We start from the raw sequence: 23,706 nt of genomic DNA, 5'->3' as shown, positions 1-23,706 counted from the left end.
GCCGACATCTTTTTTACCCCCGCAATAACCCGTCACTCAAACGGATAAACCTTGCCGTTACGGTCACCGACCGTCTGATTGCCCTGCGATATCTGAACAGCCAATGCTGACGAGGAGCTGAGCTTTCAATATTTGAAATTTCCATCTAAGGTTTAGTTTGAGATGAACAATCGGGCGGCGGAACGAACCTGAATATCTAGGTCAATGGAAATTGTATAAACCCATGGTCATTGGCAACATAAGCCTCAATTTTCCACGCTAGAAAAGGATGTAAATATGGTCAAGTGGATACTAATATTCATGATTTATACTGCCCCAGACGATGCGATTGATTGGGACGGTCCTTGGGAACTTGGGTTCCATTTCGTTCCTGATGCACGATTCGATACAGCTGAAGAGTGCCGTCTAACGGCAGAAGCCCACATCAAAAAAACGCAAGAAAGCATGAAGGCACCGCAGCGTTTTCAGTGTGTAGCTGTTGATGCAGTCTTACCTAAAGGCGCTGAGCGTTAACAAGACCCGAGCGAGGTTATAGCGAACTGCGAAGGCAGATTGAATGCTGACGGGGAACAACCCTGTCCGCCAGATATCGCTGCCTTTCGCGCCCTTACTTCTCCGGTGTAAGCTTCGCGCCGCTTTCGATATTCTCGTTAAAGCTGGTGACGATCGAATCCACAATCATCTGGATTTCTTCCGATGCAAATTTCTCCGCTTCGGTCTGGCTTGATCCATAAGACCGCTCTGACTTTACAAGGATTTCCTTATACGCCGCGCGCTGTGTCGGACATGCCGCGTCGGTGGTTTGAATGAAAGCACTCGGGCTCGCTTTTTCGCCTACGGCAGTATTATGTACTTCAATCATACAATTGTTGAACGATTTACGCGCGTCATCCAAGGGGTCGCCATTCATAGCGGCCATGCTAAGCAGTGCAGTTGCGATGATGGTTATCATGATTCAAATCCCTGATGTTGTTAACCTTACGGTTCTTCGACCTGCGATATGCTTAGTTTACACAACCGTCATTGTGCAATCAATGCACTATGACGATTAGACCACTCCGAATTATTGCACCACCTGGCCGCCCTTAATCACGGCATCGACCGATTCCAGTTCGCGCACATCAGCCAAGGGATCTCCATCTACGGCGATGATGTCGGCAAAACGGCCAACCGCGATAGCGCCGACGTCTTTCTCACGATCAAGGGCCTGCGCCGCATTGCGGGTGGCTGCCTGAATGGCTTCCATTGATGTCATGCCATATTGCACCATGATCTTAAACTGGCCGCCAACCAAGCCATGCGGCATAACGCCGGCGTCGGAACCAAAGACCATCCGAACGCCGGCTTTGTGGGCTTTTCGGAAATTGTCGCGCTGGATTTGCGCGACTTCGCGGTCTTTGCGCAAATTATCCTCAAGCACGCCATTTTTGGCGCCTTCGGCCTGCGTATAATCCGTGTTGTATATATCCATGGAGAACCAGACCGGACGCGGCCGTGCCACAGCAAGTTTAATCCCCTCATCATCGACAAGGCTGGCATGCTCGATGGTATCAATACCGCCCCTAATTGCCGCCTTGATACCCTCTGCGCCATGCGCGTGCGCCGCAACGCGCAAGCCCCATTGATGTGCCTCATCCGCAATTACGCGGAGCTCGCGCTCGGAAAGGTGTTGTTGGCCGGGCTCAGTGTTGCGGGAGAATACCCCTCCTGTTGCGCACACCTTAATGACCTCAGCGCCATATTTACGCTGACGGCGCACTTGGTAACGCATTTCGTCTTCGCTGTCGGCGATGCCTTCTTCCTTGCCCGATTTTTCGAGGCTTGGTGGCAGGAAGGTCGAGTCACAGTGCCCACCGGTCGCCCCTAAAGCATAGCCAGCGGGCACAATGCGCGGGCCCGTCGCATATCCGTTTTCTATGGCTTGTTTCAAACCAATATCATTACGGTTGCTTGAGCCGACGTTGCGTACGGTGGTAAAACCAGCCTTCAGCATTGCCTGCGCCGATCCCACCGCCGTCATGCCCCAGAAACTGTCGGTGAATTCGAGACCGCGGTAACCGCCTATGTCAGCAGGACTATCGAGATGGACATGCATATCGACTAGGCCAGGTAAAAGGGTTTTGCCGGACATGTTAATATGCGTGACATCGCTGCCCCATTTGACGGTGCGCGCGTCAGCTATACTGGTGATGCGGCCGTCTGGGCCGACAAAAACTGCTGGAAAGTCGACGGTTTTACCCGTCAAAACGTCGATCATCTTGTCGGCGGTAATGACAGTTGTTTGCGCCTGTGCTGCGCCAGACAAAAGTGCCGCACCCGTTAACACCGCGACTCGCAAATTCCGTGGTAAATTAGCCATTAACCGCATGTTTCACGTCCCATAAATAATCAGTGCACTGTAAGATGACAAATTACCGGCGTGTAGGACAGTAAAAATTAGCGCCCCGTGTTCTAAAACTTTTGGACAGCTGGGGCTTTGCTCTGCCATTGCTCCCGGCGGAATGAAATGACCGCTGCGGCTATTAACGCAAAAGACGTTCCAAGCATCCAGCCGCCGATGACATCCGTTGGCCAATGAACATTTAGCAAAATACGGGAAAGACCCGTAAGCAAAATCATAGCCACAGCAGCCAATTGCCAAGCAGGATGGCGCGCTTGCGGAACAAGCATGATGAATAGCAAATAGACCACAGCTGCGTTGGTTGCATGGCCGCTGGGAAATGCCGGGCTGCTGATCGGATCAAGTTGCGGGACGAGAACAGGACGAACACGCGCGAAAAAGCTTTTCAGCACGTCGGACGTCATTGCGGAGGCTAAGGTCGCAACCGCCATTGCCAATGCTGCCTCCCAACCCCACCAGCGCCACAGCGCAAGAGCAAGAATACCAACGATGACATAGCGCTGAATACCGCCACCAATCCAGCTAACGCCTTGCATGGCATGGATAAGCCAATCAGGCGAAACGCCGCGTTGCATGTTTAGGGCGTGTGATAGCGCAATGTCAAAATCATGAAAACGCCCTGCTGTGACGGCAAAGCCTAATGCGATCACTGCCGCAAAGAGCAGCAAGGCAGTCACAAGCAGACGTGCGGACAAAGTCACATGTGCAACATCTTGCCATAAGCGCCCAAGACGCTTTCGTGCATCATCTCGCTTAACGTAGGATGCGGGAACACGGTGTGCATGAAGTCCGCTTCAACCAGTTCAGCGGTTTTACCGATGGTGTAGCCTTGAATAAGCTCAGTTACCTCGGCGCCGACCATATGCGCGCCAAGCAACTCTCCGGTTTTGGCGTCGAACACGGTCTTGATGAAGCCTTCAGCCTCACCCAACGCAATCGCCTTGCCATTACCCATGAACGGGAAATTGCCGACCTTGACCTCATAGCCGGCCTCTTTGGCTTTGGCTTCGGTGAGGCCGACGCTTGCGACCTGCGGATGGCAATAGGTGCAGCCGGGGATGTTTAGCGGCTCCATCGCATGCGGATGCCCGCCAGCAATGGTTTCGGCGGCAATCACGCCTTCGTGGCTTGCCTTATGCGCCAACCAAGGCGGGGCGGTAATGTCGCCAATCGCCCACAGGCCGGGCACGTTGGTGCGGCAGTTGACATCCGTTTTGAGGAAACCGCGATCCATCTCTACGCCAAGTGCTTCTAACCCGATATTCTCGGTATTGGGGACAATGCCAATGGCGACAATGCAATGCGTGAACTCAGATGCCACGACTTTGCCATCCTTGCCCTTGATCGATGCCGATACGCCAGTAGCAGTCGCCTTCAGGCTTTCGACACCCGCCCCGGTCATGATGGTCATGCCTTGTTTGGTCAGCGCCTTTTCAAGGAAGGCCGAGACATCAGCATCCTCTACCGGCACGATGCGGTCGAGCATTTCAACCACAGTGACATCTGCCCCCATATCGTTGTAAAAGCTTGCGAATTCTATACCAATCGCGCCGGAACCAATAACAAGCAATTTCTTTGGTATCTCGGGCGGCACCATCGCGTGGCGATAGGTCCAGATGCGCTCTCCGTCTGCAGGCGCAAACGGCAAATCGCGGGCGCGTGCGCCGGTGGCGATGATGATATTCTTCGCGGTCAGCTCCTCGGTCTTACCGTCTTTGGTGACCGAGAGTGTGTTCGCCGCGAGTAACTTTCCATCGCCTATTTGGACGGTGATCTTGTTCTTTTTCATCAGATGCGTGACGCCCTGATTTAGCTGCTTGGCAACGCCACGCGACCGCTTCACCACCGCGTCGATATCCGCGCTGATATTGGCCGCCGTCAGCCCATAATCCCCCGCATGCTGCATATAATGATAGATCTCCGCCGACCGCAACAGTGCCTTGGTCGGAATGCAGCCCCAGTTGAGGCAAATCCCGCCGAGATTTTCACGTTCGACAATCGCGACTTTTAACCCAAGCTGCGCCGCACGAATTGCGGCAACATAGCCACCGGGGCCCGAGCCGAGGACGATGAGATCATAGTTAGACATTTTACGCCACCAGGCCCAAGGGCTTCTCTACAAGTTCCTTGAACACCTTCATAAACATCGCGCCGTCTGCGCCGTCGATGGCGCGGTGGTCAAACGAGCCGGTTGCGCTCATGACCGTCGCGATGGCGAGCGCGTCATCGACGATATAGGGGCGCTTTTCCCCTGCCCCAACGGCGAGGATCATACCCTGTGGCGGGTTGATCACGGCGTCGAATTGCTTGATGCCCATCATGCCCATGTTGGAAATAGATGCGGTGCCGCCCTGATATTCATGCGGCTGCAATTTGCCTTCCTTGGCGCGGGCAGCAAGTTCGCCGACTTCGGTCGAGATTTTGGACAGCGATTTATTCGCAGCGTCCGCAATGATTGGCGTTATAAGGCCAGTGGGCACCGAGACAGCCACGCTGATGTCAGCGCGCGCATATTGCAGCATAATGTCACCGGCGAAGCTGACATTGCACTTCGGCACCTGAACCAGTGCCAACGCCAGTGCCTTGATCAGCATATCATTCACCGAAAGCTTGATATCGCGCGCCTCCAATGACGCATTGAGCTCAGTGCGCAGCTTAAGCAGCGCATCAAGGCGCACATCGACGGTCAGATAGATATGCGGCACCTGTTGCTTGGACTCGGTCAGGCGGCGCGCAATAGTTTTGCGCATATTGCTGAGCTTGATGACCTCGTGCGGGATGTCGGTGTTCATACCCGCTGTGGGCGCCGGAGACAGCGCAGCGGCCGCCGCAGGGGAGGAATGTGCCACCGTTACTGTCGGTGTGTTTCTCGCTGCCGCCTCAACGTCTTCCTTAACGATGCGGCCATTGGGGCCGCTGCCGGTTACGCGGCTTAGGTCAACGCCCTTTTCTGCGGCGATGCGTTTCGCAAGGGGGCTTGCTTTGATACGTTCGTCATCGGAGGATTGTTTCTGCACATCAGCTTTTGATATTGTTATCGGCGTCTCAATCGACTTTGACACGACCTGCACTGTTTTTGAAGCTTCGGGTAACGCAGCTGCCGGTGCGGTTGATTTCGGCGCAGCTGTTGCGTCCTCATCCTCACCCTGAATCATTGCGATTACCGTGCCAACCTTCACGCCGTCGGTTCCTGCCGCCACGAGCAGTTTTGTGACGATCCCGTCATCAATCGCCTCGAACTCCATAGTCGCCTTGTCGGTCTCGATCTCTGCCAATAAATCGCCTGAAGAAACGCTATCGCCCTCCTTCACAAGCCACCGCGACAATGTGCCTTCTTCCATAGTAGGAGAAAGCGCGGGCATTTTGAGTTCGATGGGCATTGGGTAATGGCCTTTTTTGGACTTCGTTGATAACCCCGAATAGCCAAGCTTTCCCAAGCGTCAAGCGTGATAAGGTTGCCAATCATGCAATTTTCGCGCAGTCTGTATAAAATCACAAATAGCTGGCAACAAAGCTGGTGCCGAGGGAATGCATGCGGACATATCTGGTGGTCATCGACGAAACCGAAGAAGCGCGCCTTGCACTGCGTTTTGCGTCACGTCGTGCTGCCAAAACCGGAGGTGAAGTGCATATCTTAGCCCTCGTTGAGCAGGCTGATTTTGTCGCATGGGGCGGCGTTCAGGCAACCATGGAAGAAGATGCCCGCGACCGGGCAGAGCAGCTTGTGACGGCTGCGGCGGGTTCAATCTTCGACGAAATGGGCGTTCGCCCTGCCATCACTGTTAAACCCGGCGAAGCAATCGACGTGGTAAAGGTCATGCTCGAGGAGCATCCGGGCATCGCGGCGCTTGTGCTGGGCGCTGCCGCCCAAGGCGCGCCGGGGCCGCTGATAGCGCACTTTACCGGCGTCAATGCCGGGACACTGCCCTGCCCAGTCATGGTGATCCCGGGATCACTCAGCGACGCACAACTGGATGATTTGAGTTAGTTGTCACTATGGCGCAACGCGGCGTCGGAGATTAGCGCTTTTTCCCCTGATGCCTGATGTTGCCCGGACGCCCGCGCTTTCCTGCATCATATTTTCCGGTCTTTGGATTACCCTTATGCTTAAAACGGTCAGGTGAATAGCTGCCACCTTCTGGCAACTCAAAACGCAGAGACCCTGAAATCGGGTTTGCCTCCGCCAGCCGCAGTTCCAGCCGCATTCCTGGGCGATATTCCTGCCGCGTTTTTTCACCGATTAGTGTTTGGCTTGCCTCGTCATAATTGAAATAGTCCTTGCCCAAGGTTGAAACCGGAACCAAGCCATCGCCGCCAACCCCTTCAACTGTCACGAAAAATCCAAAGTTTTGTACACCTGTAATACGCGCTTGAATAATTTGTCCGACCTGCGCGGAGAGATACGCCGCGATGTAGCGGTCGGTCGTCTCACGCTCGGCTTCCATCGCGCGGCGTTCGGTGCGGCTAATGGCTTCAGCAGTTGCCGCAAGCTTCGTAATGGCTGCCTCGGTGAGGCCAGTCGTTGGCTTGACATCCTTCAACTTGGGTTTGGGCATCTCAAGTCCATAAGAACTCACCAGCGCCCTGTGCACGATAAGGTCGGCATAACGACGGATTGGGGAAGTAAAATGTGCGTAACTTCCAAGCGACAGGCCAAAGTGGCCAACATTATTGGGGCCATAATAAGCCTGCGTCTGACTGCGAAGCACCGCCTCCATGATCTGCGGGCGGACCTCTTCGTCGACGATTTTCTCTAGAATTGCGTTGAATGTCTCTGGTTTAACCACTTGGCCCAATGCGAAGTCGATTTCAAAGGTCTTGAGATATTCCTTGAGTGCAGCAAGCTTTTCGCGGCTTGGCGGTTCATGGGCGCGGTAAATTAAGGATGATTTTTTGGCTTCTAACGCCTTGGCAGCCGCAACATTTGCAGCAATCATGAAATCTTCCACCAAGCGATGGGCCTCAAGCTGCTCGCGCACGGCCACGCCAGTGACACGGCCCTGTTCGTCCAGCGTAATTCGCTTCTCGGGTAAGTTAAGCTCCAATGGCCCGCGCTTATCCCGCGCCTTGGCGAGAAGCTGCCAGCAGGCCCAAAGCGGCTTAAGCGCCGTTTCGAGCAACGGGTTTTCCATTTGTCCATCAATTGCAGCTTGCGCGTCGGGATACGGGATATTGGCAGCAATTCGCGCGACCGCTCGGGTAAAGCGCCATGACGTAACTTGGCCTGACTTGCCAATGGACAAGTGACAGGCAAGTACCGCCCGGTCCTCCCCTGCCCGCAAAGAACATTTGTCTGATGACAAAGCATGGGGAAGCATGGGCACGACCAAGTCGGGGAAATATACGCTGTTCCCGCGCTTTGATGCCTCATGGTCAAGCGCGCTGCCGGGACGGACATAATAGCTTACGTCGGCAATCGCGACGATCGCGTCAAAGCCGCCGGTGTCGGCATTGGCGGTAGCCCAAATGGCATCGTCAAAGTCGCGAGCATCGCGCGGATCGATAGCGATTATGGGTAAATGGCGCAGGTCTTCGCGATGGTCATTGGTAACGGGCAATTCCCGCACGCGTTCTGCCTCGCGTTCAGTCGCCTCCGGCATTTCCAAAGGAATGCCATATTTGTGAATGGCGATAAGGCTGAAGCTTTTGGGTGCAAATGGGTCGCCAAGTACTTGCGTGACCCGCGCAGATTTTTTGTGCGCGTTGCCCGTCAATTCCGCCAATACGAGTTCGCCAGCCTTCGCATCACCAACATCCCCGATTTGGGTGTCAAAGCGCGCCTTTTTGTCGACCGACTTTAACCAGTAGCGGCCGTTTTCTCCGCCCTCGACCACGCCCAATATTTGCTCGCTGCCCTTCGCAAGCTTTTTCATGATATGCGCAACCAAGCCATTGCCGCGTTCTTCTGTGCGTGCCAATATTCGCTCGCCGATGCCCAAGGCCCCGCGCTTACCTTTGGCTTCAATCACGCGAATTTTAGGTAGTGGAATGCCTTCGGCTTCCCAATGTTCGGGAACAGCAACCGCCTGGTCACCGTCAATCGCAACAATTTTTAGCACTGTAACCTTCGGAACGCCGCCCATTTTGTGAAAAGCGCGGCCCGGGGCCATGTCGATCAGCCCTTCATCGGTCATGTCCTTCAACAACGCCTTAAGCGTAATTTTCTCATTGCCGCGTAGACCAAACTCACGTGCAATCTCGCGCTTGCCCGCAGGCTCCTTCGACGTCTTGATAAATTCCAATATCTGATCGCGGGTGGGAAGTCCCTCAAACTGCGCGTATTTGGTCATGTGCTAATAGGTCCGCCCTATCAATATCCGCTCCACCGCGGGCGCGCCTGTAAAGAAGCAAGCGCCGTCCGCAGGCACCGCGTCTACTGGACTGTTGCGCATGGTCAGCTTTAGCGCTTTGAGCTGCGCGACAATCTTGTCGAGATCAGCGCCGCTTGGACGTGCCCATTGCACTTCAACCCAGCCAGCAAATTTGGCTTCATCGCCGGCAAAATGCTGGGCAAGGTCAGTTACGTCGCGGCGAATACTGGCTTCGAGACGTTCTTTTGCTTGTGCGTATAAGGTGCCTTGGATGTCTTCCAGCATCGCGGCTGCTGAGGCCATAAATGCATCGCGCGGGGTAAATGCCGTCGCAAGCTTGTCATCCTCCTTGTAAAGTTGGTCACGGCGAATGACGGCGGCTTTGGCCTCACTCATGTCGCGTGGGCCGACTTCGACAATAATTGGGGCGCCTTTCTTTACCCAAGCCCAGCGTTTGTTTGACGCCTTTGCAGCCTTGGTGTCGAGCAGCACGCGCAGCGGCTCGCCGAACGCGCTGAGGGCAAGCAATTCGGAGCGTAAGCTGCGGCAATATTCCAAGACAGCTTCGTCTTCGTCATTGTCGCGCAGCATAGGAATGATCACAATTTGGTGCGGCGCAATTTGTGGCGGGCAACGCAAGCCATCATCATCGCCATGTGTCATGATCACGCCGCCGATCATGCGCGTGGAAACGCCCCAGCTGGTGGTATGGGCGAACTGCTGATTGCCCTCTTTGTCCTGATATTTGATGCCCGAAGCTTCGGCAAAGCCCGTACCGAGATAATGCGAGGTTCCGGCCTGAAGTGCTTTGCCATCCTGCATCATCGCTTCGATGCTGTAGGTTGCTACTGCACCCGGAAAACGCTCATTCTCAGGCTTCTCGCCAGCCACAACTGGCATCGCCAGCGGACCTTCAGCAAAGGCACGGTACATTTCGAGCGCGCGCATCGTTTCCTGCATGGCATCCGCGCGGTCGGCATGCGCCGTATGCCCTTCCTGCCATAAAAACTCGCTGGTGCGCAGGAACATACGCGTGCGCATTTCCCAGCGGACGACATTGGCCCATTGGTTCACCATCAAAGGCAAATCACGCCAACTTTGCACCCAGCGGCTCATGGCTGCGCCAATTACCGTTTCCGATGTTGGGCGAACCACAAGTGGCTCTTCCAGTTTTGATCCCGGGTCGGGGATAAGCTTGCCATTGCCGTCGCTGATAAGGCGATGGTGCGTGACCACTGCCATTTCTTTGGCAAAGCCCTCCACATGATCGGCTTCTTTTTCGAAGAAGGACAATGGAATGAACAATGGAAAGTAGCAATTTTCAACGCCAGCGGCTTTGATTTCTGCATCCATCAGCTTCTGGATGCGTTCCCACATGCCGTAACCCCAGGGCCGAATGACCATACAGCCGCGCACGCCCGATTCTTCGGCCAAATCGGCTTCAGAGATGACTTCTTGATACCAGCCCGCGAAATTTTGGGCGCGCGTAACGCTTAATGCATGTTTTATCAAAATCTTACCTGTAATTATATGTGAGGTTATAAAGCTTTGTCAGTCGCTATTTGGTCGATCTTGGCCTGTAGCGCAGCGATTTGTTGCTTAAGGTCCGCAATGCTGTCCTCGTGCTCGCTTTTCTTGCCTGTTAAATTACCCAAATTACCCAAATTAGGCATAAGCGCCTCGCGCGCTGTCCGCAAAAATTCGATGTTCTGCTTTGCGAGGTGGCCAAAAGGACCCGACGTTATGGCCGTTTCAATAACGTCCTGAACCTGTCGTTGGTTTTTGCGGAAGTTATCCATCGAGCTTTCAAGAAATTGCGGCACCATTCCCTGCATGGAATCCCCATACATAGTGATAAGCTGCTTAAGGAACCCTACTGGCAGCATCTGCTGTCCGTTATTTTCCTCATCCATAATTATCTGCGTAAGGACGCCGTGGGTTATATCTTCGTTGGATTTTGCATCAACAACCTTAAAATCAATATCCTTGCGCGTCAGTTCAGCGAGGAAATCGAGCGTGATATATTTGGACGTATGGGTATTATAAAGCCGCCGATTTGCGTACTTTTTAATGATGATTGGCCCATCACCGTTTCTGCTGGCTGCACGTGCCATAGTTGGTCCTTCCCCGAATACTCCGTCACTACTAGCACCAAGTTATAGTGCACTGCAACATTGGCGCGTAAAGACGCGCATGAGCGTAAGGTCCAAGCGCTTTTCGTAATGCTACTTCAAGAAACGCAGTTCTTGTAAAATGAACGACACAGCGATCTTACATCAAGCATCCTTAGCGACAACAGGTTCAAAGCGCTGCTTCTGCCATGTTTTCCATTTTTTTGCGCCTTAATTTTCAAAGGCTATTTTCATACCATTACCATCATTACTACTGCTCAAGTTACTGTAATATAATGATAGGTATTGCAACACGCAGTCAATTCACTGGTGTGGTTTCACGGCAACATTGTGACAGAAATTGGACTTTTTTGCTTCAAGTCATTGCACTAACGGCAATCATGCGCTTTAACTAGAAATTGGATGTTATATGAACGATAATTCAGGAATATTTCCATGAAAAAGACCAATTTTTTGATTGCTGGCTCTGCTATTAGCCTTGCACTGTTTACAGCGGCTCCGTCTTACGCGCAGGATGCTCCAGCGGCCGATGAGCCTGCAGCGGAGAGTGCAGTAGATGAAAAAGTAATCACGGTTACTGGATCGCGTATTCGTTTACCTAATCTCGAATCGATCGAGCCAACAACGACGCTTGATAATCGCCAATTGCGCGAACGTAACTTTACCAATATCGCAGATGCGCTCAACGAGCTTCCTGGCATTCGTGGCAGTGTAACGCCACAAGGCGGCCAAGGATTTGGTCAAGGTGTTAACTTCGCGAATAGCTATGGTTTGGGATCAAACCGAACGCTTACTTTGATAAATGGTCGCCGGTTTGTAAGTTCGAACGTTGCAACTATTTTTGCAAATGCCGGCTCAGGGACGCAGGTCGATTTGAACACCCAGCCCAGCATTCTTACCGATAAAATTGACCAGTTAAGCGTTGGTGGCGCGCCGATTTACGGTTCTGACGCTATTTCTGGTGTTATTAACATTTTCCAGCGTACACGTTTCGACGGTGCTGAATTCTCGTTTACAACAGGTATTTCTGAAAAGAGTGATAATGAGAATTATAATTTCTCGGGAATTGTGGGTAAGGATTTCCTTGACGGGCGTTTGAATGTTACCATGGCCCTTTCACGCGACGAGCTTACCGGCCTTGAATATAACAGCCGTGATTTTCTAAAGCGTCGTATTGGCGGCGCTACCAACCCGTCGTCAGTTCAAAATAGCACGCTGCGCCTCCCTGGAGTAAACCAGACAAATGATGGCCGCTTAGATCCCGGCATTGGCTTTAACGACTCCACGACCGATGGCTGGCCTGGATCGGTATTGATCCGGAACGTAAACATTCCCTTTCTGACGCGGGGTGGTCTGATAACCGCCACAAACCTTACCGGTGCTGGGACGAACCCCCTTAATCCAGCCGTTCCTTTTGGTACCCGGACCACGACAGGACTTCAGTTTGATCCGCTTGGCAATCTCGTTCCTTTCAATCAGGGCGTAGTCTTCCCGGGAACATCTGGGTCTGGCGGTGATGGTTTTGTTTTCTCTGACTTTACCCAAATCACATCTGATTTGAACCGCACGAGCGCAAATGCCTTCGTTACGTTCGATGTAACACCTAATATAGAGCTGTTTTTCGAAGGCAGCTATTTTGAATCACGCGCTGATGAGCTCACACAACAGCCAACCTTTAACAGTTCGTTGTTTGGCGGGCTGAGTGGCGCTCTCTCATTCTCGGTGGACAACCCCTTGCTTACGCCTCAGGCGCGGGAAGCGTTGGTTTCCCGGGGTGTAACGTCTTTCAGTTTGTCTCGCGCATCAGACGACTATGCTGATCTCACAGGGTTTAACAAAACACGACTTTATAACATGGTTGGTGGTTTAAAGGCTGATTTAGAAATATTCGGCCGCACTCTAAACTTCGAAACCTATGGCAGCCACGGAAACACTCGCAGTAGCGACTACGGGCAGGATCTCAACGCTCAAAACTTTATCAATGCTGTAAACGTAACGCGCAACGCATCCGGTCAGATTGTGTGTACTGTCAATCCCACGCGTCTCGTCGGTTCCGCTTTGACTGGCTTTGCTGCTCCTGGTGGAACGCCAATCGCAGATGCAAATTGCGTACCGCTTGATGTGTTTGGTGACGGTCGCGCATCCGCAGCTGCGCGGGATTACGTGATCGAAGATTTTGTCACAATTAGTGAGCAAGAGCAGACAGTGTTTAACGCCAACATCGGTGGTTCGCTATTTGACCTTTGGGCAGGCCCAGTTGGTTTTAACTTTGGGTATGAGCACCGTGAAGAGAAGGCCAGCTTTACGCCTAGCGATTTTCAACAGGCAGGTCGCGGACGTTCCGTTGCTATTACGCCACTGGCAGGAAAATATAATCTCGATGAAGCGTTTGGCGAACTCGTGATCCCACTTGTAAATGATGAAAACAACGTTCCTTTCATTTACAATGCTTCCGTAACTGGTCGTGGCCGTTATTCCGACAACACAGTGAACGGCGGCTTCTTCTCGTACATGGTCGGCGGTACTTTGGCTCCGATCCCTGACGTAGAGTTCCGAGGTAACTTCACGCGCTCGTTCCGGTCCCCCGCAATTACAGAACTGTTTTTGCCTAAGGTGAATACGTTCGCGTTCGTACCAGATCTTTGTCAGACATCCGCTCGTAATGCCGGCCCCGCCCCGACGATCCGTGCAGCAAACTGCGCGGCTTTTATTGCGGCGTTCCCAGGTACTGACTTTAACTTGCCTGACCCCGCGTCGACGGCGAGTGTACCCGCTCAATCGGGTGGAAATCCAAATCTGGAAAACGAAGCAGCCGATAGTTACAGTTTTGGTGTAATTGTTCGTCCAACTTTCATACCGCGGCTGTCGATCACGGCCGATTATATAAGTATATCTTTGAACCAACCAATTTCCAGTCTGTCTGTTGCGCAGATTGCTTCAGGCTGCTTCGATAACCCTAATTTCAATACTTCAGACCCATCAAATGGGAACGGTTTCTGCGAGCAAATCAACTACGGCCCCAATGGCCGAGTGGTGGGTGATCCGCAAAATCCAGCCGTACGGAGCGGTTTTGTAAACGGCAACAATATCAAGTTTAGCGGCATTCAGGGAACAATTGGTTACAACTTCCCGCTGTTCAGCGGTGACTTCACGGTTGGCGGTGATATGCTTTATGTCCGTCGCCGCTTGGTCGACATTACCGGTGTTGCGCCGAGCCGCAGTGATGGGGTCATCGGTGACCCCGAGTTTTCGGGTCAGCTGCGGTTCCGCTATGCTCAAAATGAATTTGGTATGACAACCACGGTAAGCTACACAGGTGATCAGCTTTTTAGTCGGCTGAACCGTGCTCCTGGCGTTGCAGGGTCAGGCGCTGACGCCCGTGCACTTGACAAGTTGAAAGCGTACTACGTTGTTAGCGGCGGCATATTCTATGAAGCCACAGACAATTTACGGCTGACATTTTCGGTGACCAACTTGTTCAATCGACAAGGTCAGAATTACTTTGGTGAGCTTCATCCATCTAGCTTCAACGACCTCATCGGCCGGCGTTTCCAGCTTAGTGCGCGCGCTACGTTCTAAAGTTGGAAAATGTTAGAAATAATTGAGAGGGCGCCCATTGTGGCGCCCTTTTTTTATGACTTTATGGGCGCTGAGCAATCGTTGGCCGTTGATTGCAAACTAACCGATTATTTATCGCCAGGCACGCGCGAACCTTGAACCGAGATTGGTGAGCAGTTCATATTGGGACAGGCCAGTTAGCGGGGATGTGGATATGAGATCATAATTTATCTCCACCCAATCGCCTTCGCCTATGTCGGGAGTGGCAGTTAGGTCCAACGTGACTAAGTCCATAGACACGCGGCCAATAACAGGGACGATGTATTCGCCTACACGCGCAGTTCCCTTACCGGAAAAAGCACGCAAATAGCCATCGGCATATCCAATCGAAATAGTGCCCACGCGGGTGTCCGAGTTGCAGATATGTGTCGCATTATAGCCAATCGGTGTTCCCGCTGGAACATCACGCACCTGAAGCAGCCTTGCCGAAAGCGCGACCACCGGTTTGATGAAGGCCGCCATTTCCGCTCGCGCAATTCCGCCGTACAGGCTAAGCCCCGGGCGGGTTAGGTCAAAATGATAATCCGGACCAAGCATGATGCCAGCACTGTTAGCCAAGCTACGCCGTTTGGCGTCGACGGTGGCGACAACAGACTGAAAGCTCGATAACTGTGCGCTGTTTTGCGCCACGTCAGCATTAGCTGAGGCTAAATGCGACAGCAGCAAATCAACCTCAACACCCTGAACTGCTGCGGCCGTGAGCTGCTCTGGCCCCAGTCCTAAGCGGTTAATGCCGCTGTCGAACATGATGTGGCAACGCCCCCCGCCCGATGTGCGCCACAACGCCACTTGTTCAACTGTGTTCAAAACCGGGATAGCGCCCAAAGCGCGCGCGCCGGGAACATCCGCCGATGATATACCGTTCAGGACTGCTATCCATTCGGGTGGAATGAGATCTGTCATCGCTTCTGCTTCGCCCCAATGGGCAACAAAAAAGTCGCGGCATCCTGCATCGCGCAACCGCACGACGACTTCATGCGCACCAAGGCCATAAGCGTCCGCCTTAATAGCGGCTCCGGCGCGGGCCGCGCCGCTGCGTTGATCGAGCGCCCGCCAGTTAGAAACCAACGCAGATCCGTCAAGAGTAAGGCGCAAGGGAGGCTCAAAGTCCGTCATTAACCGCCTCTCGCCCCTCCCCCTTTGCCTGTCAATCCAGCTTGGTCTTTCCCGAAGTTTCCGGCAGCCAGATCAATGCCACAATAAACGCCAAGGCGGTAACCCCTACCGTATACCAAAGCCCGGAGAATGGTTGCCCCGTCTGCGCCACGATGTACTGCGAAATATAAGGCAAAAACCCGCCAAAATAGCCGGCGCCAATATGATAGGGTATCGACATGGAGGTGTATCGGATTTTCGCCGGAAACATTTCCACAAGGATCGCGGCGACTTGCCCGTAGGTCATCCCCGACAGCGCTACCATCAGGAACACCGCCAGTATAATTTTCCATGGCTCGCGCTGCGCTGGGTCTGACTTATCGGGATAGCCGGCCTTTTCCAGCACGGCAATATAGGCTTTTTCATCAAAGCCGTTCAGATTTGCATCCCCGACGTTTAACGACACGGTATCACTGGCTTGCTTACTATAGGCTATGCCGCGCTTCGTCAGGAAGTTTAGCGCCTGCGCGCATTCACTTTCATGCACACGATTGAGTACGTTAAAATCACATTCGGGCATCGACAATGTAACAGGGTTGCTCGCTGTCGCCCGCGCTAGCGCCGGGTTGGCTGCATCCGCCATCATCCAGAAAATCGGAAATACACCCACAATCGATAGGCCATAACCGAGCAGCAGAAGTCGCTTGCGGCCCCATTTGTCTGACAGCCAGCCACAAGCCACATAGGTTGGCGCGGCCAAGGCAGCGCCGACAGCCATATACAGCAGCGCATCCGTTTCCGGAACCCGCGCAGTCCCAGTAAGAAAGTATAAGGTCCCGAATTGTGAGGTGTAATAAATGACGGTCAAACCAGCAGCGACACCAAACAAGGCGACGAAGAGGCGGCCAACATTGCCTGGATATTGGAAACTTTCCATAAACGGGTTTTTGGAAGTGGTTCCAGCGGCTTTCATGGCCTTGAAAACCGGGCTCTCCGACAATTTAAGCCGCATGTAGAGCGACACCGCCAGCAGCCCTATCGATGTCAGGAACGGCACACGCCAACCCCAGGCTTCAAACGCCTCGGTGCTCATAGATTGGCGCGTGACCAGCACGACAATGACCGCGAGCAGAAACCCGCCCGCTACCGATGCCTGAATCCAACTGGTATATTGCCCGCGTTTGCCATCAGGCGCATGTTCGGCGACATAGATTGCCGCTCCGCCATATTCCCCGCCAAGCGCCAGTCCCTGAAGACAGCGCATGAGCAAGAGCAACCCTGCCGCCCATACACCCGCAGTTTCAAAAGTTGGAAGCAAACCGATTGCTGCAGTGGCAACGCCCATCAGGGTGATCGTGACGAGAAATGTATATTTCCGGCCAATCTTGTCGCCGAAATATCCAAACAGTATCGCGCCGAACGGCCGCACGCCGAAACCTGCACCAAAAATTGCAAGCGATGCCAATGTCGCAGCGGTAGGGTTGTCGGCGGGAAAAAACAGCTTTCCGATCAACGCTGCCAATATGCCGTATACGAAAAAATCATACCATTCGAACACAGTACCAAGCGATGATGCTGTGATAACGAGGCGATCGCGCTGCGGATCAAGTGTCACTTCGGTATCGGCGGCACTGGCCATGATTTTCCCCTATAAGCCCTCTATGTGTGTCTTAACGCCAATGTTAAAGCGTTCAAGCGGCTTGTTGCGCTTATCCACAAGCGGCATTAGCCTATGTCGGGAGGAGACACTTCATGCCGCAATTTATAGACCTCTCAATCCCTATTACCAACGACGTGGTGTCCGATCCGCCCGTGATGCGGCCGCAAATCACTTACATGACTCATGAAAACACTTGGGAGCAAATCGCAATGTTCTTCCCGGGGCTGACCAAAGAGGACCTTCCTGACGGCGAAGGCTGGGCGGTGGAGAGCCTGACCTTGTCCACGCACAATGGGACGCATATGGATGCGCCGTGGCATTTTCATTCAACCACTGACAACGGGTCGACCCCTGCCCCGTCGATTGACGAAGCACCGCTAGATCTATTTTTCGCGCCTGCTGTGAAGCTCGATTTTTCTAAAATGCCCGCTGGCCATGTTATAAGCGCGGCGGAAGTTGAGGCAGAGTTAGAACGTATTGGATATGCGCTGCAACCGCGTGATATCGTATTGGTGCAGTCCGGCGCAGTTTATGGTACCGAAAATTTCACGGACCAAGGCGTCGGCATGGGCGCGGAAGCAACATTATATCTTACGGAACGTGGGGTTCTGGTTGTAGGCACAGACGCATGGAGTTGGGATGCACCCTTTAGTTACACCGCAAAGCGCTGGGCCGAAAAGCGCGATCCTTCGATCATCTGGGAAGGACATAAGGCCGGTCGTATCCAGCCTTATTACCAGATTGAGAAACTGACCAATTTGGAGGCCTTGCCATCATTTGGATTTACGCTCTCTTGCTTCCCCGTAAAAATTGCGCGCGCAAGTGCCGGATGGATAAGGGCGGTTGCCATTTTGGATTAGGAAGTTCCGCCTTACTCCATTTCCAGAATTACTGCGTATACCGCCAGGCTATCTCCGGCCTTAGCATTCACCAGCTTCACCGTTCCAGTTTTCTCAGCACGCAAGATGTTTTCCATCTTCATTGCTTCCACCACGGCGAGCGGTTGGCCGGCTTCGACAACGTCCCCTTCGCCGACATGCAACGTCGTGAGCAAGCCGGGCATTGGGCAAATGAGAAACTTGGACAAATCCGGAGGGATCTTTTCGATCATGTGGGCAGCCAGATGCGCAATATGACCCGGCAGCACTAGGGCGACATGCTTTGCGCCGCGGGTGCTCAAATTAAAACCATTGCGGGTTTTAGTAATTTTGACAGCAAGTTCATCGCTGTCAACTTCCGCCTCAATGATGCGGTCGCCGGGGTCATATTCCATCGAAAGTTCAAACAACGCGCCGTCAACGTGCATTTCGCCATCGATCATTTCCATATCATGCACGGCATCGGCAATCTTAACTTCCCAACGTGATGGCGGCGGCAAAGTGTCGCCCAATTGCCCATCAACATGACGCGCGCGATCTGCTTCTGCCGTGGCCACAAACCCAGCAATAGCGGCCAATGACTTAACCAGTTCAATGGAGGATGCCGCACCTTGGAAGCCATCGGGATATTCTTCCGCAATGAAACCGGTGGTGAGTTCCCCCGATCGGAAGCGCGGATGCTGCATAATGGCGCTAACGAAATCAATATTGTGGCCCAGCCCCTCAATCTCGAAACGATCAAGCGCTGCGATTTGCAGGTCGGCGGCTTCGTCACGGGTTTGTCCCCAGGTGATGAGCTTGGCAATCATTGGGTCGTAGAACATGCTAACTTCGCCGCCGTCATAGACACCGTCGTCTACACGGATGCCATCAACGCCGCGGCGGCCATTCTCGGTTCCATCGTCGGTCCAACCTTCAACGGGTGGCCTGTACCGCGTCAGCCTTCCCGTGCTTGGTAAAAACCCGCGATAGGGGTCTTCCGCATAAACACGATTTTCGATGGCCCATCCGTCGATTTTGATGTCTTCCTGCGTCATCGCAAGCTTTTCACCGGCAGCGACGCGGATCATTTGTTCCACAAGATCGATGCCAGTGATGCATTCTGTCACAGGATGCTCAACCTGCAAACGCGTGTTCATTTCGAGAAAGTAGAAGCTTTCACCGCTTGGGTCTGCACCTGAGACGATCAACTCAACCGTGCCGGCGGAATAATAGCCCACAGCGCGTGACAGCGCCACGCATTGCTCACCCATCGCTTTACGCATCTTGGGCGTGACGAAAGGCGAAGGCGCCTCCTCCACAACCTTTTGATGCCGGCGCTGAATGGTACATTCGCGCTCGTTTAAATACAAGATGTTGCCGTGTTGATCGCCCAAAATCTGGATTTCAATATGACGCGGGTTGAGGATGAACTTCTCGATAAAAACACGGTCGTCACCGAATGAATTCAGCCCTTCCCGTTTAGTGGCCTCAAAGCCTTCGCGTACATCTTGCTCATTATATGCAAGCCGCATCCCCTTGCCGCCGCCGCCGGCGGAAGCTTTCATCATGACGGGATAGCCGATCTCAGCAGAAATCCGGACCGCATGTTCGGTATCGTCAATCTCGCCGACAAAGCCGGGAACGACATTAACGCCTGCTTTTAAGGCCAGTTTCTTGGACTCGATCTTATCACCCATCGCGGCAATGGCGTTTATAGGTGGTCCGATGAAGGCTATATTTTCCTTGGCAAGTGCCTCGGCAAAGCTGGTGCGTTCCGACAGAAAGCCATAGCCCGGATGGACAGCCTCAGCGCCGGTCTGTTTGCACGCAGCGATGATCTTATCAGCAATCAGATAAGACTGTGCAGCAGGTGACGGCCCAATATGAACTGCCTCGTCGGCCATTTGCACGAACGGCGCGCGCGCATCCGCATCGGAATAGACCGCGACCGTCGCGATACCCATCCGGCGCGCAGTCTTGATAATGCGGCAAGCTATTTCGCCACGGTTTGCGATTAGGATTTTTTTGAACATTAAGGAATGATCCCTTCGACAATCATAATTCGAGATTTTGCTGCCTTATGCCGTATTTCGGCAACCGAGCGATATTCATCGGAATTCAAAAATGCTTGGGCCGCTGTCAAATTTGCGAACTCTAGCACCACCAAGCTGCCGCTTGGGGCATCGCCCTCAGCCAGATGCATCTCTCCACCCCGGATGATGTATCGACCGCCATACTGCGCTGCGATAGGCGCCGCCGCTGACTTATAGCCTTCATATGTGCCAGCATCGATAACTTCAATTTCGGCCATCACATACGCTTTGGGAGGTTGCTGCGTATCGGCGCTCGAAATCTCCGGCAACAATGCGGAAGCAATACTCACTCTGCCGGCTCCAACGCCTTGCACGCCCTAAGAGGCTCCTCGGCCTCCATTGGCACCAGCCCCAGTTTCGCCAGCATCGCCGCGTCCTTATCGTCGCCGGCATTGGCTGCAGTCAGCAGCTTGTCACCCGTGAAGATGCTGTTTGCGCCTGCCATGAAGCACAAGGCTTGCGTTGCTTCGGACATGCTTTCGCGCCCGGCGCTTAATCGGACCATGCTCATCGGCATCGTAATGCGAGCCACAGCAATCGTGCGGACAAATTCAATGTCGTCGATCTTCGCCAACGGCGTATCGGCAAGCATATCGCCCAGCACGGTGCCCTTCACGGGGACCAAGGCGTTGACGGGCACGCTTTCGGGATGGTGCGGCAGCGTGGCCAACGTGTGGATGAAGCCCACCCGGTCGGCGCGGGTTTCGCCCATGCCGACAATTCCGCCGCTGCACACATTGATGCCGGCGCGGCGGACCTCGGCCAACGTGTCGAGCCTGTCTTCCATCGTCCGCGTGGTAATGATCTCGTTATAGCGCTCTGGCGAGGTATCGATGTTATGGTTGTAATAATCCAAACCTGCGTCGGCGAGCATGTCCGCTTGGCTTGGCGTGAGCATCCCCAAAGTCATGCAGGTTTCCATGCCCATGGCGCGCACACCCTGAACGATTTGCACAATCGCTGGCATATCGCGGTCTTTCGGGTTCCGCCACGCAGCGCCCATGCAGAAACGGCGTGAGCCAGCATCTGCCGCCTCAGCGGCCTTTTGCAACACCGCTTGAACGTCCATCAACTTGGTCGCCTCGACGCCGCTATCGGCCTTCACGGACTGGCTGCAATAGCCACAATCTTCGGGGCAGCCACCGGTTTTGATAGACAGCAATGTGCAAAGCTGGATTTGTCCCGCCGCATGGTTTGCACGGTGAACGGTTGCGGCCTGGTAAACCAATTCGTCGAAAGATAGGTCAAATAAGGCGGCTATTTCCGGACGGGTCCAGTCGGTACGAACGGTCACGAGATATCTCCCAAAGGCGGCATATTATGACCCAATAGCGTCAAAACGTCCGCTGCGCATTCAACCACATTACTTCCGGGGCCATAAATACCCCGAACGCCTGCCTCTCGCAGAAAATCATAATCTTGCGGCGGGATTACGCCACCGGCTATCACCTTGATATCACCCCGTCCTGCTTCGCGCAGGCCTTTGACGAGTTCAGGGATCAATGTCTTGTGCCCGGCGGCAAGGCTGGATGCGCCAACAGCATCAACGTCATGTTGCAGGGCAAGCACAACGGTTTCTTCGGGTGTTTGAAACAAGGGACCGCTTATCACGTCAAAACCCATGTCCGAGAAAGCCGAGGCGATAACGTTCGCACCACGGTCGTGGCCATCCTGCCCCATTTTTGCGACAAGCAATTTCGGCTTTCTTCCCAATCGGCGTTCAACAGAAGCAACGCCATCAATGACTTGCGCCCAGCGTTTATCAAACTCATGCGCACTTCCGTAGATGCCCTGAACGGGCACTGGGGTGGTCGCATAGCGCCCAAACACGAGTTCCATCGCGTCGGAAATTTCACCAAGCGTGGCGCGTGCGCGGGCCGCATCGACAGCAAGCGCCAAAAGGTTTGCGCCACCTTTTGCGCCTTCGGTCAGTGCCTTTAACGTCGCCTGACACGCGGCCTCATCGCGCGCGGCGCGGGTCGCGGCAAGGCGCACAATCTGCCCCTGACGAACGAAATCATTATCGACCTCCAGTGTGTCGAGTTGCTCTTCCGTTGCCAGCTTGTATTTATTGACACCAACGATGACATCTTCGCCCTTGTCCACCCGCGCCTGACGCGCAGCAGCCGCTTCTTCAATGAGGCGCTTGGGCATGCCGGAAGCGACGGCTTTGGTCATGCCGCCCAGTTCATCTACCTCGCCGATAATCTTCCACGCCTGATCCACCAGTTCGGCAGTTAGGGCTTCGACATAATAGCTTCCGCCCAAAGGATCGACTACCTTTGTAATGCCGGTTTCTTCGGTCAGCACGATTTGCGTGTTGCGTGCAATCCGCGCCGAGAACTCCGTTGGAAGGGCTATAGCCTCATCCAAGGCATTGGTGTGTAATGACTGCGTCCCGCCCAAGGTAGCCGCCAGCGCCTCGATTGTTGTGCGAATAACGTTGTTATAAGGATCTTGCTCCTGCAACGACACGCCCGATGTTTGGCAATGCGTGCGCAGCATTTTGGATCGCTCGTCTTGTGCGCCAAGTTCGTCCATCACGCGGTGCCACAATGTTCGCGCGGCGCGCAGTTTCGAGACTTCCATGAAGAAATTCATGCCGATCCCAAAGAAGAACGACAGCCGTCCCGCAAAGGCATCAATATCAAGCCCTGAGGCCATGGCGCGCTGCACATATTCCTTGCCGTCGGCAATGGTGAACGCAAGCTCCTGCACTGCCGTCGCGCCGGCCTCATGCATGTGATAGCCCGATATTGAGATGCTGTTGAACTTGGGCATATGCGCGCTGGTGTAGGCGATGATGTCCGACACAATACGCATCGAAGGCTCAGGCGGATAAATATAGGTATTGCGGACCATGAACTCTTTAAGGATGTCGTTCTGGATAGTGCCGTCGAGTTGCTCTTGAGCGACGCCCTGCTCCTCACCTGAAACTATGAAGAAAGCGAGGATCGGAATGACCGCACCGTTCATCGTCATCGAGACCGACATTTGGTCAAGCGGAATACCGTCGAAGAGGATTTTCATATCCTCCACCGAGTCAATCGCGACGCCAGCCTTGCCAACATCGCCGACAACGCGGGGATGGTCACTGTCATAACCACGGTGCGTTGCAAGATCGAAGGCTACTGACAGACCCTTTTGCCCAGCGGCGAGATTGCGACAATAGAAAGCGTTGGATTCCTCAGCGGTCGAAAAACCCGCATATTGGCGTATCGTCCACGGCCGCCCAGCGTACATGGATGCGCGCACGCCGCGTGTGAACGGCGCAAAGCCTGGAAGACCAGGGTCCGCTGAATCCTCAGCCGTGTATAGCGGTTTTACGGCAATGCCCTCTGGCGTGTGCCAAGTCAGGTCCTTGCCCTTGACCTCTTTTTCAGCCGCTTTTTTCCACTGGTCGATATTGGTCATAAAAACTTCCATTCATTATTCCGTCACCCTGAACTCGGTTCAGGATCCATTTTACCACCCACCTCATCGGTCCGAGTGGCATGATGGATGCTGAAACATCAGTCACCAGAGGTGAAACACGT

The 23,706-nt window shown here is 53.7% G+C and carries 18 protein-coding genes; 4 read left to right on the top strand and 14 right to left on the bottom strand.

What is annotated here, in order from left to right:
* The first annotated feature begins 300 nt into the window (after window positions 1-300).
* The gene (locus QE270_RS04590) at window positions 301-513 is read left to right on the top strand and encodes a hypothetical protein (RefSeq protein ID WP_300035866.1); all 213 of its coding nucleotides are present in this window, start codon (window positions 301-303) and stop codon (window positions 511-513) included.
* A gap of 94 nt (window positions 514-607) precedes the next feature.
* On the opposite strand, the gene QE270_RS04585 is transcribed toward QE270_RS04590, so the two are convergent.
* The 5 genes from QE270_RS04585 to QE270_RS04565 form a co-directional block, all read right to left on the bottom strand.
* Window positions 608-952 carry a hypothetical protein gene (locus QE270_RS04585; protein ID WP_300035863.1) on the bottom strand — a complete coding sequence of 115 codons (345 nt, stop codon included), beginning with the start codon at window positions 950-952 and terminating at the stop codon, window positions 608-610.
* Window positions 953-1,063: 111 nt separating this feature from the next.
* The gene (locus tag QE270_RS04580) at window positions 1,064-2,368 is read right to left on the bottom strand and encodes an amidohydrolase family protein (protein WP_300035860.1); all 1,305 of its coding nucleotides are present in this window, start codon (window positions 2,366-2,368) and stop codon (window positions 1,064-1,066) included.
* Window positions 2,369-2,451: 83 nt separating this feature from the next.
* Window positions 2,452-3,102 (bottom strand): phosphatase PAP2 family protein, encoded by a 651-nt coding sequence (locus tag QE270_RS04575; RefSeq protein WP_300035858.1) that lies wholly within the window; start codon window positions 3,100-3,102, stop codon window positions 2,452-2,454.
* Window positions 3,099-4,490, bottom strand: coding sequence for a dihydrolipoyl dehydrogenase (lpdA, locus tag QE270_RS04570; RefSeq protein ID WP_300035855.1), 1,392 nt, complete (start codon window positions 4,488-4,490; stop codon window positions 3,099-3,101). Before lpdA ends, QE270_RS04575 begins: the two co-directional genes overlap by 4 nt.
* A gap of 1 nt (window position 4,491) precedes the next feature.
* Window positions 4,492-5,781: a pyruvate dehydrogenase complex dihydrolipoamide acetyltransferase gene (locus QE270_RS04565; RefSeq protein ID WP_300035852.1), complete on the bottom strand. Its 1,290-nt coding sequence runs from the start codon at window positions 5,779-5,781 to the stop codon at window positions 4,492-4,494.
* A 152-nt stretch (window positions 5,782-5,933) separates the two neighbouring features.
* Between QE270_RS04565 and QE270_RS04560 the strand changes: the two genes are divergently transcribed.
* Entirely contained in the window at window positions 5,934-6,389 is a 456-nt protein-coding gene (locus tag QE270_RS04560) for a universal stress protein (protein WP_300035849.1), read from the top strand.
* Between the two features lie 31 nt (window positions 6,390-6,420).
* On the opposite strand, the gene rnr is transcribed toward QE270_RS04560, so the two are convergent.
* From rnr to phaR, 3 genes are read right to left on the bottom strand one after another with little or no spacing between them, the layout of a single operon-like run.
* Window positions 6,421-8,691, bottom strand: a complete 2,271-nt coding sequence (gene rnr, locus QE270_RS04555) for a ribonuclease R (protein WP_300035844.1) — start codon at window positions 8,689-8,691, stop codon at window positions 6,421-6,423.
* 3 nt (window positions 8,692-8,694) lie between these two features.
* Window positions 8,695-10,224 carry a proline--tRNA ligase gene (gene proS, locus QE270_RS04550; protein ID WP_300035842.1) on the bottom strand — a complete coding sequence of 510 codons (1,530 nt, stop codon included), beginning with the start codon at window positions 10,222-10,224 and terminating at the stop codon, window positions 8,695-8,697.
* Window positions 10,225-10,250: 26 nt separating this feature from the next.
* Entirely contained in the window at window positions 10,251-10,826 is a 576-nt protein-coding gene (gene phaR / locus QE270_RS04545; protein WP_300035839.1) for a polyhydroxyalkanoate synthesis repressor PhaR, read from the bottom strand.
* Window positions 10,827-11,279: 453 nt separating this feature from the next.
* Between phaR and QE270_RS04540 the strand changes: the two genes are divergently transcribed.
* Entirely contained in the window at window positions 11,280-14,423 is a 3,144-nt protein-coding gene (locus QE270_RS04540; protein WP_300035836.1) for a TonB-dependent receptor, read from the top strand.
* Window positions 14,424-14,534: 111 nt separating this feature from the next.
* Here the strand turns inward: QE270_RS04540 and alr are convergent, their stop codons facing one another.
* Window positions 14,535-15,578: an alanine racemase gene (gene alr / locus QE270_RS04535; RefSeq protein WP_300035833.1), complete on the bottom strand. Its 1,044-nt coding sequence runs from the start codon at window positions 15,576-15,578 to the stop codon at window positions 14,535-14,537.
* 31 nt (window positions 15,579-15,609) lie between these two features.
* Complete coding sequence (locus tag QE270_RS04530) at window positions 15,610-17,196, bottom strand: MFS transporter (protein ID WP_300035830.1); 1,587 nt, start codon at window positions 17,194-17,196, stop codon at window positions 15,610-15,612.
* A gap of 113 nt (window positions 17,197-17,309) precedes the next feature.
* Here QE270_RS04530 and QE270_RS04525 point away from each other — a divergent pair, with 113 nt between their 5' ends.
* Window positions 17,310-18,077: a cyclase family protein gene (locus QE270_RS04525; protein ID WP_300035826.1), complete on the top strand. Its 768-nt coding sequence runs from the start codon at window positions 17,310-17,312 to the stop codon at window positions 18,075-18,077.
* 11 nt (window positions 18,078-18,088) lie between these two features.
* Here QE270_RS04525 and QE270_RS04520 read toward each other — a convergent pair whose 3' ends face one another.
* The 4 genes from QE270_RS04520 to scpA are packed head-to-tail and all read right to left on the bottom strand — an operon-like array spanning window position 18,089 to window position 23,584.
* Complete coding sequence (locus QE270_RS04520; protein WP_300035823.1) at window positions 18,089-20,110, bottom strand: acetyl/propionyl/methylcrotonyl-CoA carboxylase subunit alpha; 2,022 nt, start codon at window positions 20,108-20,110, stop codon at window positions 18,089-18,091.
* A complete protein-coding gene (locus QE270_RS04515) occupies window positions 20,110-20,460 on the bottom strand; it encodes a DUF1330 domain-containing protein (RefSeq protein WP_300035820.1) in 351 nt (116 codons plus the stop codon). The genes QE270_RS04520 and QE270_RS04515 overlap by 1 nt, the downstream gene beginning before the upstream one ends.
* Entirely contained in the window at window positions 20,457-21,464 is a 1,008-nt protein-coding gene (bioB, locus tag QE270_RS04510; RefSeq protein WP_300035817.1) for a biotin synthase BioB, read from the bottom strand. Before bioB ends, QE270_RS04515 begins: the two co-directional genes overlap by 4 nt.
* A complete protein-coding gene (gene scpA, locus QE270_RS04505) occupies window positions 21,461-23,584 on the bottom strand; it encodes a methylmalonyl-CoA mutase (protein WP_300035814.1) in 2,124 nt (707 codons plus the stop codon). Before scpA ends, bioB begins: the two co-directional genes overlap by 4 nt.
* Between the last annotated feature and the right edge of the window lie 122 nt (window positions 23,585-23,706).

It is taken from the genome of Sphingorhabdus sp. (genome assembly GCF_029865925.1).
Taxonomy (GTDB): Bacteria; Pseudomonadota; Alphaproteobacteria; order Sphingomonadales; family Sphingomonadaceae; genus Sphingorhabdus_B.
The sequence above is the reverse complement of the archived record's forward strand: the minus strand, read 5'-3'. Positions and strand labels throughout refer to the sequence as shown.